This window comes from Ferrovibrio sp. MS7 (genome assembly GCF_038404985.1).
GTDB classification, from domain to species: Bacteria; Pseudomonadota; Alphaproteobacteria; order Ferrovibrionales; family Ferrovibrionaceae; genus Ferrovibrio; species Ferrovibrio plantarum.
The window spans coordinates 978,189-990,560 of the sequence record NZ_JBBKBA010000001.1; the positions used below are offsets into that span (position 1 = coordinate 978,189).

Sequence of the window (12,372 nt, forward strand, 5' to 3'; positions counted from 1 at the left end):
ATAGGCTCTACCATGAACGCGCTGATCCAGACCGATGCTACCGAATTGATGAATGACCTGGGCCGGGCGGCGCGTGCCGCCGCGCAGCAGCTCAGCATCGCTTCAGCAGAGCAGAAGAACCGCGCCCTGCTGGCAGCGGCCAAGGCGATCCGGGCCACCGCGCCAGCGATCCTGGCGGCCAACGCGGAAGACATGGCGGCGGCAAAGGCCAAGGGCCTGAATGCTGCGCTGCTCGACCGCCTGGAACTGAACGACAAGCGCATTGAGAGCATCGCCATCGGCCTGGAAGACATCGCCGCACTGCCCGATCCGGTCGGCGCCGTCACGGCGGAATGGACCCGGCCCAACGGCCTGCGCTTCCAGCGCGTGCGCACGCCGCTTGGCAGCATCGGCGTGATCTATGAAAGCCGCCCGAATGTCACCGCCGATGCCGGCGGGCTCTGCCTCAAGGCCGGCAATGCCTGCATCCTGCGCGGTGGCTCGGAGAGTTTCAATTCCAGCCGCGCCATCCATTCAGCCCTGGTCGCCGGCCTGCGCGAAGCCGGCCTGCCGGCAGCGGCGATCCAGCTTGTGCCGACCACCGACCGCGCCATGGTCGGTGCCATGCTGGCGGCCTCGCAATGGCTGGACGTGATCGTGCCGCGCGGCGGCAAGAGCCTGGTGGCGCGCGTGCAGTCGGAAAGCCGCGTGCCGGTCTTCGCCCATCTCGAAGGCAATTGCCATGTCTATGTCGAGGCGTCCGCCGAATTGGAGATGGCCAAGCGCGTGGTGCTGAATGCCAAGCTGCGCCGTACCGGCGTCTGCGGCTCGGCGGAGACGCTGCTGGTTGAGCGTGCGGCAGCCAAGACGCATTTGAAGCCGCTGGTGCAGATGCTGCTCGATGCCGGCTGCGAAGTGCGCGGCGATGCCGAGACGAGGGCTGTTGACCCCCGCGTCAAGCCGGCCACCGAGGAAGACTGGGCGACCGAGTATCTCGATGCCATCATTGCCGTGCGCGTGGTCGATGGCCTGGATGCGGCGGTGGACCATATCGAATGCTACGGCTCGCATCATACCGAGAGCATCCTCACGGCAGATGATGCTCATGCCGCCGACTTCATGCGCCGCATCGACAGCGCCATCCTGCTGCATAATGCCTCGACGCAATTCGCCGATGGCGGTGAATTCGGCTTTGGCGCCGAAATCGGCATTGCCACCGGCAAGATGCATGCGCGCGGCCCGGTCGGTGTCGAACAACTCACCACCTTCAAGTATCTCGTCCACGGCAACGGCCAGGTGCGCCCCTGATCAAGCTGCCGCCGCCTTTCGGCTCGCGCCAGAGCTTGCGCATCGGGCTGCTTGGCGGCTCGTTCAATCCGGCGCATGCGGCGCATCGTGAAATCAGCCTGGCGGCGTTGCACCGGCTCGGGCTCGATCAGGTCTGGTGGCTGGTCAGCCCGCAGAATCCGCTGAAGCCGATCAAAGGCATGGCGCCGCTCAGGCAGCGGCTGGCGGAAGCCCGCCGCATTGCCGCGCATCCGCGTATCATCGTCACCGCGCTGGAACAGAAGCTCGGCACCCGTTACACGGTGGATACGCTGAGCCACCTGCGCCGGCATTATCCCAGCCTGCGCTTCGTCTGGCTGATGGGCGCGGATAATTTAAGCCAGATGCGGCATTGGCAGGATTGGCGCCATATTGCAGCGCTTATGCCGATCGCGGTGCTGGACCGGCCGGGCTACAGCCTCAAGGCATCCAACAGCCTGGTGGCGCAGGTGCTGCGGCCCCATCGCGCGGCGCAGCATGACGCAACCGCCCTGGCCTCGCGCCCGACGCCGGCTTTCATCTATCTCAAGACCAAGCTCAATCCACTGAGCGCGACGGCGATACGGGCGAAGCGCGGGTCTTCCTGAGAACTCTCGTCACCCTCGGGCTTGACCCGAGGGTCTCATGCCAAGTGGAGAAAGATGCCCGCATCAAGTGCGGGCATGACGACGGATATTCAAAGCCGCAGATACAGCCGGTTGACGCCGGTGAGCAGGGCATGCAGCGGCGCATAGGCGTCCTGGAAAGCCGGCCAGGTCATATCCAGCGCGGCGGCGATCTCGCCTAAGGTCCGCCGTCCGTCGATCAACGCCGCGATGCGGCCCGCGCCTTCCGGCGCCGGCAATTCCAGGCGGTCGCGCTCGAAAGTCACCACCAGTTTGCCGGTCTTTTCCAGGCTGGCGGCCAGCGCTGCATGGGGCAGGCCGCGCAGGCCGGGGATCAGCGCCGGGTCGTCGGGCCAGGCGATGCAGGCCGCCGCGCGGTGACGCGGCGCGGCATAGAGCACATGCGTCTTGAGGCTGCCGCAAAGCCGTTCGGCGAGGGCTGCCTGTTCAAGCTGCGGCAGCGCGGTGGCCGCCTCGCGCAGGTCCGGGTCTTTCAGGTAGCTCAAGGGGTCATAACGGCAGGGCTCGATGAAGGCGACCGGCTCGAGGTCGCTGCTGTCGAGCAGCTCGACGATTTCCGGCACCGTGTAGGCGCGGTCCTGGGCATGCAGCAGCAGGTCATAGAGGCCGGCATCGCCGCTATTGTGATCGTTGAGGAACGGGTTGCGACGGAAGGCATTGCCTTCCGGCAGGTCGTTGAGCAGCCGCCGCGCCAGCGCCACTTTTTCTTCCGGCGCAGCATCTTCGGGCAGCAATTGCCGCAAGGCGGCCTGCAACGGATAGACGCCTTCGCGGCCATAGCTGCCATAGAGCATCAGGCCGAGGCCACCTTTTGGACCCAACTGCGTCGCCAGGCAGGCCAGGCCAACCGCCGGTACGGGCAGATGATGCAGCACGCCGCAGCTTTCGATGTAATCGTAAGGCCCAGGTGCTAGGCGGGCGATATCGAGCAGCGAGCCGGTGAGGAAACGGATATTGGTCAGGCCGCGTGCGGCGGCACGTTCTTCCGCGATGCGGCGCGAGGCAGCGGAGACGTCGAGATAGACCACCTCATGCTGCGGTCCGCCAAGCTGCTGCGTGGTCAGTTGCAGGAATTGCGCAAGCTGGATCAAGCCGTCGCCGGTGCCGCCGCCGGCGATCAGCGCGCGGAACGGCTGGCGGAAATCGCGCCGCCCGGCGAAGAGATAATGGTTCACTTCCGGCAGGAAGCTCGGGCTGCCGGTAATCAGCCGCTGCGCTTCCTCGGCCGGATCGCGCGCCGGATAGGGATAGGCTTCGTATTGCTGCTGAACGGCGTCAGTCACAGCCCGTCACGGCACGGTGATGACCACCTTGCCGGTGGTCTTGCGGCTGAGCAGGGCCTGCATTGCCTGCGGCACTTGCGTCAGCGGGAAGCTTGCCGAGACATGCGGCTTCAGCTTGCCATGCTGGAACAGGCTGAACAGGGCGGCGAAGTTGGCGCGGTTCTTTTCCGGCTCGCGCGCCGCGAAGGCGCCCCAGAACACGCCGACAATCGAGCAGCCCTTGATCAGCGCCATGTTGGCCGGCGCTTCCGGGATGCGGCCCGAGGCGAAGCCGATCACCAGCAGGCGGCCATCCCAGTTGATGCAGCGCAAGGATTGGTCGAAGGCATCGCCGCCGACGGCGTCATAGATCACATCGGCGCCGTTGCCGCCGGTGAGTTCCTTCACCCGGTCCTTGATGCTTTCCTTGGAGTAGTTGATGACATGCGCCGCGCCGTATTCCTTCACGATGGCGGCTTTCTCATCCGAACCCACGGTGCCGATCACGGTGGCGCCGAGTTCGCGGCCCAGTTCCACGGCATTGAGGCCGACACCGCCAGCCGCGCCATGCACCAGCAGCACTTCGCCCTTCTTCAGCCGGCCGCGGTCGACCAGGGCGTGATAGGTGGTGCCATAGGTGATCGGAAAGCCGGCGGCCACTTCGTAGCTCATGCTGTCCGGAATCTTGAACACGTTGCGGTCTTCCGTCACCACGGCTTCAGCAAACGCGCCATGGCCGGTGGTGGCGAGCACGCGGTCGCCGGGCTTGAGGTCGCGCACCTTCTCGCCCACAGCTTCCACCACGCCGGCGCATTCCATGCCCGGCGCGAAGGGGAAGCTTGGCTTGAACTGGTACTTGCCGGCGATCATCAGCGTGTCGGGGAAGTTCAGGCCGGCGGCGTGCACGCGGATGCGGACATGGCGGGGGCCAAGCTCCGGCAAGGCGAGGTCTTCATAGACCAGGGTCTCCGGCCCACCCCAGGCCTTGGCGATCATTGCTTTCACGCTGCTGCTCATCACTTTCCCTGCCCTCTTTTAATCGTCATGCGCGCTCTGGCCCTTTGGGCCTGTGCGCCCACGAGCGCCTATGGCGCTCGCGCGCTTACAGTGATCCGCGCATCTCTTGAAGCGATTTCTGGATAAAAAGATGGCCGGGTCAAGCCCGGCCATGACGAGAAATATGTAGTGCCCTATTTGGGCGACATCACCATAGTCATCTGGCGGCCTTCCATCTTCGGTGTCTGCTCCACCTTGGCCTTGTCCACCAGATCCTCGCGCACGCGGTCCAGTACCTTCATGCCGAGTTCCTGGTGCGCCATTTCGCGGCCACGGAAGCGCAGGGTGACCTTCACCTTGTCGCCTTCCTCGAGGAAGCGGTGCATCGCCTTCATCTTCACCTCATAGTCATGGGTGTCGATGCCGGGACGCAGCTTGATTTCCTTGATCTCGATGACCTTCTGCTTCTTGCGGGCCTCGGCGGCCTTTTTCTGCGCCTCGTATTTGTATTTGCCAAAATCCAGGATCTTGGCCACGGGCGGCGCCGCATTGGGCGAGATTTCGCAGAGGTCCAAGCCGGCTTCTTCAGCCAGGCGCAGGGCTTCGCGGATGGAAACAACGCCCCGGTTCTCGCCGGCGGCATCGATCAGGCGGACCTGGGGTACGTCGATCTCGAAATTAACCCGCGGGCCATCGGTCTTGGGCGGCGGTGCGGGCTGGAAGGGTGGGCGGGCTATGGGAAACTCCTGTCGATGTTGACGATGTAGGGTCTGTAGCGGGGTAGGATCGTTAGCGGGAAGCCGGCATGCGTGCTTCGGCGGTCAATTTAGCAACCGCATCGGCCAGCGCAACGGTTACCTGTGCTTCCTCACCCAGGCGGCGCAGAGTGACTGTTCCTTGCTCAGCCTCTTTTTTGCCCACGATAGCCAGCACTGGCACCTTGACCAGGCTATGCTCGCGGATCTTGTAGTTGATCTTCTCGTTGCGCAGATCGGTATCGACGCGCAGGCCGGCGGCGGCCATTTCGGCGGCTACCTTCTGGGCATAGGGGTCGGCATCCGAGACAATCGGCGTCACCACCACCTGCAGCGGTGACAGCCACAACGGCAGCTTGCCGGCATATTGCTCCAGCAGGATGCCGATGAATCGCTCGAAACTGCCAAGAATGGCCCGGTGCAGCATCACCGGGCGGTGGCGGCCGCCATCGGCGCCGACATATTCCGCGCCGAGCCGTTCCGGCAGCACGAAATCGACCTGCAGCGTGCCGCATTGCCAGTCGCGACCGATTGTGTCGCGCAGCACGAATTCCAGCTTCGGGCCATAGAAGGCGCCTTCGCCGGGATTGAGCGTGTAATCCAGGCCGACGGCTTCGCAGGCCGCCTTCAGCGCGCCCTCGGCTTTGTCCCAGATTGCATCAGTGCCGGCGCGGGTGGCCGGGCGGTCGGAGAATTTCACCCGCAGTTCGGCGAAGCCGAGATCCTTGTAGATGCCCTGCAGCAGCGAGCAGAAGGCCTGGCTTTCCGAGATGATCTGGTCCTCGGTGCAGAAGATATGCGCGTCGTCCTGGGTGAAGTTGCGCACCCGCATGATGCCGTGCAGCGCGCCGCCCGGCTCGAAGCGGTGGCAGGAACCGAACTCGGCCATGCGCAGCGGCAGATCGCGGTAGCTCTTGAGGCCCTGGTTGAAAATCTGCACATGGCAGGGGCAGTTCATCGGCTTCAGCGCGAAGATGCGCTCATTCGGATCGGCGGCGTAATCGCGGATGCCGTCCTCGTTCTCCGCGATATACATGTTCTGGCGGAACTTCTCCCAATGGCCGGAAGCTTCCCAGAGCTTGCGGTCGACGAGTTGCGGCGTCTTCACTTCCACATACTTCGCCGCTTCCAGGCGCTCGCGCATGAAGCGTTCCAGCGTGCGGTACAGCGTCCAGCCCTTGGGGTGCCAGAACACCATGCCGGCGGCTTCTTCCTGCTGATGGAACAGGCCCATCTCGCGGCCCAGGCGGCGATGGTCGCGCTTCTCGGCCTCTTCCAGGCGCTTGAGATGCGCGTCCAGTTCCTTCGGGTCACGCCAGGCGGTGGCGTAGACGCGCTGCAACTGGCGGTTCTTGGCATCGCCGCGCCAATAGGCGCCGGATACTTTCATCAGCTTGAAGGCGACCGGCAGTTTGCCGGTGGAGGGCAGATGCGGGCCCATGCAGAGGTCGAGCCAGTTATCGCCCTGGCGGTAGATCGAGATCGCCTCGCCGCGCTTGGCGATTTCCGCCACCCACTCGGCCTTGTAGGTCTCGCCGATGGACTTGAAGTAATCCACCGCCTTGTCAGCCGGCCATTCCTCGCGCACGATCGGCAGATCGCGCTTCACGATCTCGGCCATGCGCTGCTCGATCTTTCCGAAATCTTCCGGCGTGAATGGTTCGTCGCGCACGAAGTCGTAGTAGAAGCCGTCTTCCGTCGCCGGGCCGAAGGTGATCTGCGTGCCGGGGAACAGCTCCTGCACCGCCTGCGCCAGCACATGGGCGCCGTCATGGCGGATCAGTTCGAGCAGTTCGGCCTCGTTCTTGTCCTTCATGGTCACGATCTCGAACCGCGCATCGCTTTTCAGCGGTGTCTTGAGATCACGCAACGTGCCGTCCAGCCGGATCGCCAGCGCGGCCTTGGCCAGGCCGGGGCCGATGGCGGCGGCGATATCGGCGCCGGTGCTGCCGCTGGCGCAAGTTCGCACGCTGCCATCGGGCAGCGTCAGGCGAATCTCAGGCGCGGAAGCGGGGACGGACGACATTGGAAATCCTTGGAAAATCCTTGAATCGCGGCAGCCTAGCCATCGCGTGTGCCCTGTCAACCCCGCTGGCTTGGCGGGTCGGCGAATTCGCTGCCGGGGCGCGGAAATCGGGCGTTTCGGGCTAAAGCTGATTGAGCAGCGCCAGGGCGCCGAGCACTTCCTCGACCGAGACGTCTTCCAGCTTGGAGGAGCGGATCACCCGCACCTGCTGGCCGCGCGGGGCGCAGAGCATCGGGTCGGAGGCGGCGGAAAACAGCACCAGGCAGGGCGCGCCGGCCACGGCAAACAGGTGCATCGGGCCGGTATCGTTGCCCACTGCCACCACCGCCTGACGCGCCAGGGCGGCGAGGTCGAAGAAGCTGGTGCGGCCCAAGAGGTCGGCGGATTTCGGCGCCTCGGCCTTGATCGCGTTGATCAGTTCGGCTTCCGCCTTGGTACCGATCAGCACCGGCTGGATGCCATCGGCGCTCAAGGCGCGGGCCAGGGTGGCGAAACGCTGCGCCGGCCAGCGTTTCTCCGGCCGGTGCGCCGAGCCTCCGGGCACCAGCAGGGCAAAACGCTGCTCCAGCTTGTAGCGCCCGATATCGGCATCGGCCCAGCTCAGGTCCGGCGGCGGCACCCGGCTGATGCCGGCCATGCGCAACTGTTCGGCCTGGCGGTCCAGGGTGTGCATCAGGTTGCGGCGCTCATTGGCATGGGGATGCGAGCGGCCCAGGCCGATGCCGGACCATTCCGGGCGCGGCCTCGGGAAGAGATAGAAATAGCGCGTCGAGCGGCCAGAGGTCTGCAGGTCGTAGATGCGGCCGAAGCGGCCGGAAATCAGCTTGGCGCGCAAGGCCAGCCATTGCCCGAGATTCCAGCGCGGCCGCGGGTCGATCCACACATCGTCGACATAGCCGGAGCGGCGGCCCAGTTCGGCATAGGGCGCGGTGGTCAACAGCGTGATATGGGCCTGCGGATGCGCCTCGCGGATCGCCTGCATCGGCCCCAGCGCCTGGATGAAATCGCCCAGCGCGCCATGCTTGATCACCAAGAGGCGCTGCGGCTCGGCCGCCAGGGCAGGCAGCGTCATGCCGCCGCCTCGCGGCCGAACAGCAGCTCGGTATAGACCTGGATATAGCTGGCGCACATCGCATCGACGGTGAAATGCGCAGCCACATGCGCCATCGCCTGCCGGCTCATTGCCTGGCGCTGCGTCGGGGTCATGGAGATGGCTTCGTTCAGCGCCGCCGCAAGCTCGGCGGGATGGTTGGGCGCCACCAGCCAGCCGGTTTCGCCCGGCAGCACGGTTTCGCGTGCGCCGCCATGGTTGGTGGCGATCACCGGGCGGCCCATCGCCTGGGCCTCCACCGCGATGCGGCCAAACCCTTCCGGCTCGATGGAAGCGGAAACCACCACATCGGCCAGCATCAGGGCTGCCGGCATGTCACGGGTGTCACCGGGCAGCCGCAGGCTGCCTTCCAGGCCAAGCTGGGCGGCAAGCTGGAACAATTCGTTGCGGTAGGCTTCGCGGCCCTGGTGGTCGCCCACCACCACGCCGATGAAATCGCGCTTGCCGCCACGCAGTTCGGCCAGCTTGGCCAGGGCTTTCAGCAACACCCCCTGGCCCTTCCAGCGGGTCAGGCGGCCGGGCAGCAGGATCACCGGCAGGCCATCTTCCAGGCGCCAGGCGCGCGACAATTGCGTGATGCGCTCCGGGCTGACGCGGGCGGGATCGAACTTGGCCAGGTCGACGCCGCGCGGGATGGTGGTCAGCCGGGTCCAGGGCACGCCATAGCGGCTATGGGCATAATTGGCCACGAAATCCGAGATGGCGATCACCCGGTCGCCCTTGGCCATGGATGAATTCCACAGCTTTTTCAGCCAGTTATCTGCCTTGTAGGCATTGTGGAAGGTGGTCACGAAAGGCAGCCCGCAGGCCCGTGCGGCGGCCCTGGCCGACCAGGCCGGCGCCCGGCTGCGGGCATGCACCAGATCGACCGGCAGGTCGCGGATCAGGGTTTCCAGGCGGTCGACATTCTTGCGCATCACCAGCGGGTTCTTGCTCGCCAGCGGCAGGGTGAAATGCTGCGCCCCGGCGCGTTCCAGCTCGCGCACCATCGGGCCGCCCTCGGAGGCGACATAGGATTTCCAGCCGGCCTGCACCAGGGCGCGGGCCAGATCGACGGTGCCGCGCTCGACCCCGCCCGTGACCAGGGCGGGAATCACCTGCAGGACAGCGGGCGGCCGGCTGGCGGCGGAAGGCTGGGATTCGGACATGCTTGGGGGAACAGCGTTTTCGATTGCCCCCGGTTATCGCAAAGCCTTGTCCGTGGCAAGGACCGCTCCCGGTTGAATTGGCCCCAATACTGGCGGTGTGCCGCCGGCTTGGCTACCAATGGGCCATGACCGATACCCCCCAGATGCCCACCCAGATCCTTCGGCGCCCCGATGGCCACCAAGTCGCCTATGCTCAAATCCTTGGCGAAGGGCCGGGCCTGCTATTCTGCGGCGGCTACCGCAGCGACATGACCGGCACCAAGGCCCTGGCGCTGGAAACAGCGGCCCGTGCGCGCGGCCGGGCGGCAACACGCTTCGATTATTTCGCTCATGGCCAGTCCAGTGGTGCCTTCAAGGATGGCAGCATCGGCCGCTGGCTGGATGATACCCTTAGCGTTCTGGATCACCTGACCACGGGGCCGCAGATCATTATCGGCTCCAGCATGGGCGGCTGGCTTGCCACGCTGGCGGCTTTGGCCCGGCCCGAGCGCTGCGCCGGCCTGGTGCTGATCGCGCCGGCCCTGGATTTCACGGAAACATTGATGTGGGCGCAGATGACGCCGATGCAGCGCGCCACGCTGGAGCGCGAAGGCGTGCTCTACGAGCCGTCGCAATATGCCGATGCGCCCTATGAGTATCACTTCAAATTGATCCAGGAGGGCCGCAACCACCTGATCCTGGACCGGCCGATTGCCTTGACCTGCCCGGTGCGCATCCTGCAGGGCATGCAGGATCCGGATGTGCCCTGGCAGCATGCTTTGCGCACCATCGAGGCTTTTTCCGGCGGCGATACGCGGCTCACCCTGATCAAGGATGGCGACCACCGTCTGTCGCGGCCCGAGGATCTCGCGCTGCTGCTCGACGCCGTGTGGGGCATTGCGTGAGCATCACCGCGCGACTGCGCTTGCGGCCGCCGCGCCTTGAGGATGCCGCTACGCTTTCGGCGCTGATCACGCCGCTGATCAGCGGCTTCACGGCGACCTGGCCCCATCCCTATTCCGTCGCCATGGCGGAGCGCCGCATCCATGAAGCCCTGGCGGCGCATGACAAGGCGATGGGTTGCTATCGCGTGCTGACCTTGCAAGGCGGCGACGACCGCATGATCGGCTGGCTGGCGATGGGCCTGAGCGAAACCGCTTTGCCCACCGGCACGCTCAGCTACTGGCTCGGCGAAGCGCATCACCGCCAGGGCTATCTCACCGAGGCCTTGCCGGTTTTCGTCGGTGAAGCGGTGGCAGCCCTTGGCCTCACGCGCATCATTGCCGGGGCGCGGCCCGATAACGCCGCCTCCATCGCCGCTTTGGTGCGGCTCGGCCTGCACAAGATCGGTGAGGGGCCGCATTACGTACCGGCCCGCCAGCGCGACGAAATCTGCGTCTTTTATGCGCTGGATGATGCGAGCAAAGCCTTCAGCCCCTCGCGGTAGGTCGGATAGAGCAGGTGCACGCCGAGTTCTTGCTTGATGCGGCGATTCGAGACGCGCTTATTCTCGGCATAGAAACTGCGCGCCATCGGCGTCATCTCAGCCTGCTCGAACGGCACTTCCGGCGGCGCTGGGATGCCGAGCAATTCGGCGCCATAGGCGATCACATCCTGCGGCGGTGCCGGTTCATCATCGGCGACATTGTATGACGCGCCGGGATTGGGCCGGGCGATGGAAGCGGCCAGCACCTGCGCGATATCGTCGACATGGATGCGCGAGAAATACTGCCCGGGCTTGACGATGCGGCGCGCCTTGCCGGCACGCAGATTATCCAGCGCGCTGCGCCCCGGGCCGTAGATGCCGGCGAGGCGGAAGGTGTGGACCGGCTGGCCATGCTGGCTATGCAAAGCCAGCCAGCCGGCCTCGGCTTCGGCGCGGCGCCGGCCGCGTTCCTGGCTCGGCGTCATTGGCATGGTCTCATCCACCCAGGCGCCCTGCTTGTCGCCATAGACGCCGGTGGTGGAGAGGTAGCCGATCCAGTCGAGGCCCTGCCTTGCGGCGATATCGGCGGCATGCTGGCGCAATACGGGATCGCCGCCCCCCTGTTCTGCCGGCGCCGAGATCAGCAGATGCGTTGCTTCAGCCAGCAGGCTCGGCTGCGGCAGCGGCGCGCTGCCATCGAAGACCTGGGCCGCGATACCCTGGGCGGCGAAGCTGGCGGCTTTATCCGCGCTGCGCACCGTGCCGGAAAAGCGCCATTGCCCGGGTTCCCGCTGGCGCAGCAGACTGATCAGGCTTTGCGCACTATAGCCGAGGCCGAAGCAGAAGAGATTTTTATGCATGGCCGGTTTATTGCCTTTCCCGGTTGCGGCGGTCAATCTCCGCCCCCATGTTGCGCAGTATGATCATCATGCCTCGTTTCGCGCTTGCCTGCCTCGGCCTGGCGACAGCTTTTTTTGCCTCGACTCCCGAATCCGGCCTGGCACAACAGCGGACCATGCAGGCGCTGAGCTACCAGGATTGCCTGGGGCTGGTGCGCAGCCGGCCGGAAGAGGCCTTCGCCGAGGCACAGACCTGGCAGGCTACCGGCGGCGGCCTGGCGGCGGCCCATTGCGCCGCTTTGGCCCTGTTCGAACTGAAGCATTACGGCGATGCCGCCGACCGGCTGGAAAAGCTGCTGCCCGATGCCGAGCGCCAGGTGCCGCACCTGGTCACCGATATTGTCGACCAGGCAGCCAATGCCTGGTTGCTGGCCGGTCTGGCTGACCGCGCCCGCAAGCTGCTGGATATCGCCGTGGCGGCGCGGCCCAATGCGGTGGAGCTGCGCCTCGACCGCGCCCAGGCCTTGGCGGAACTCAACGATTATGCCGGCGCCGAGGCCGACCTCAATCATGCCCTGGCACTCGAGCCGTTGCGCGACGATGCCATGGCGTTGCGCGCCGCCGCCCGCCGGTTGCAGAACAATACCGCTGGCGCCCTGGAAGATGCCGAAACCGCTCTGGCGCTGAACGGGCGCAATGTCGAAGCCCTGCTGGAACGCGCTTATCTGCGCGTTTCCGCCGGCGACCGCCGCGGCGCGCGGGCCGATCTGGTGCAGGTGCGCATGCTGGCGCCGGACACCGCCGCCGCCGAGGCCGCCGCGAAGCAGATCGAGGCGCTGGATTTCAATCGATAGGGAAGCCGGCCAGTTTGTCATTCTCGCGCATGCGAGAATCCCATT

General features: G+C 65.7%; 12 protein-coding genes. 5 read left to right on the plus strand and 7 right to left on the minus strand.

All coding sequences use genetic code 11. The features are described from left to right. The first annotated feature begins 12 nt into the window (after positions 1 to 12). Both V6B08_RS04725 and V6B08_RS04730 read left to right on the plus strand, forming a co-directional pair. Complete coding sequence (locus tag V6B08_RS04725) at positions 13 to 1,287, plus strand: glutamate-5-semialdehyde dehydrogenase (RefSeq protein ID WP_341978573.1); 1,275 nt, start codon at positions 13 to 15, stop codon at positions 1,285 to 1,287. Positions 1,288 to 1,322: 35 nt separating this feature from the next. Further along, entirely contained in the window at positions 1,323 to 1,892 is a 570-nt protein-coding gene (locus V6B08_RS04730) for a nicotinate-nucleotide adenylyltransferase (protein WP_341978574.1), read from the plus strand. An 89-nt stretch (positions 1,893 to 1,981) separates the two neighbouring features. Here V6B08_RS04730 and V6B08_RS04735 read toward each other — a convergent pair whose 3' ends face one another. The 6 genes from V6B08_RS04735 to V6B08_RS04760 form a co-directional block, all read right to left on the minus strand. Continuing rightward, the gene (locus V6B08_RS04735) at positions 1,982 to 3,214 is read right to left on the minus strand and encodes a class I SAM-dependent methyltransferase (RefSeq protein WP_341978575.1); all 1,233 of its coding nucleotides are present in this window, start codon (positions 3,212 to 3,214) and stop codon (positions 1,982 to 1,984) included. Positions 3,215 to 3,220: 6 nt separating this feature from the next. Beyond that, positions 3,221 to 4,210: an NADPH:quinone oxidoreductase family protein gene (locus V6B08_RS04740; protein ID WP_341978576.1), complete on the minus strand. Its 990-nt coding sequence runs from the start codon at positions 4,208 to 4,210 to the stop codon at positions 3,221 to 3,223. A gap of 173 nt (positions 4,211 to 4,383) precedes the next feature. Then, positions 4,384 to 4,926 (minus strand): translation initiation factor IF-3, encoded by a 543-nt coding sequence (infC, locus tag V6B08_RS04745; protein ID WP_341981584.1) that lies wholly within the window; start codon positions 4,924 to 4,926, stop codon positions 4,384 to 4,386. A gap of 52 nt (positions 4,927 to 4,978) precedes the next feature. After that, positions 4,979 to 6,970 carry a threonine--tRNA ligase gene (gene thrS, locus V6B08_RS04750; protein WP_341978577.1) on the minus strand — a complete coding sequence of 664 codons (1,992 nt, stop codon included), beginning with the start codon at positions 6,968 to 6,970 and terminating at the stop codon, positions 4,979 to 4,981. A 121-nt stretch (positions 6,971 to 7,091) separates the two neighbouring features. Then, positions 7,092 to 8,042, minus strand: a complete 951-nt coding sequence (locus tag V6B08_RS04755; protein ID WP_341978578.1) for a glycosyltransferase family 9 protein — start codon at positions 8,040 to 8,042, stop codon at positions 7,092 to 7,094. Beyond that, on the minus strand, positions 8,039 to 9,229 hold the full coding sequence (locus V6B08_RS04760; RefSeq protein WP_341978579.1) for a glycosyltransferase family 4 protein: 1,191 nt from the start codon (positions 9,227 to 9,229) through the stop codon (positions 8,039 to 8,041). The genes V6B08_RS04755 and V6B08_RS04760 overlap by 4 nt, the downstream gene beginning before the upstream one ends. A gap of 125 nt (positions 9,230 to 9,354) precedes the next feature. Between V6B08_RS04760 and V6B08_RS04765 the strand changes: the two genes are divergently transcribed. Next, positions 9,355 to 10,113 (plus strand): alpha/beta fold hydrolase, encoded by a 759-nt coding sequence (locus tag V6B08_RS04765; RefSeq protein ID WP_341978580.1) that lies wholly within the window; start codon positions 9,355 to 9,357, stop codon positions 10,111 to 10,113. Then, complete coding sequence (locus tag V6B08_RS04770; protein WP_341978581.1) at positions 10,110 to 10,655, plus strand: GNAT family N-acetyltransferase; 546 nt, start codon at positions 10,110 to 10,112, stop codon at positions 10,653 to 10,655. The genes V6B08_RS04765 and V6B08_RS04770 overlap by 4 nt, the downstream gene beginning before the upstream one ends. Here V6B08_RS04770 and V6B08_RS04775 read toward each other — a convergent pair. Beyond that, positions 10,610 to 11,494, minus strand: coding sequence for an SDR family oxidoreductase (locus V6B08_RS04775; protein ID WP_341978582.1), 885 nt, complete (start codon positions 11,492 to 11,494; stop codon positions 10,610 to 10,612). The genes V6B08_RS04770 and V6B08_RS04775 overlap by 46 nt on opposite strands. Before the next feature lie 68 nt (positions 11,495 to 11,562). Here V6B08_RS04775 and V6B08_RS04780 point away from each other — a divergent pair, with 68 nt between their 5' ends. Then, positions 11,563 to 12,327 (plus strand): tetratricopeptide repeat protein, encoded by a 765-nt coding sequence (locus V6B08_RS04780; protein ID WP_341978583.1) that lies wholly within the window; start codon positions 11,563 to 11,565, stop codon positions 12,325 to 12,327. Positions 12,328 to 12,372 lie beyond the last annotated feature (45 nt).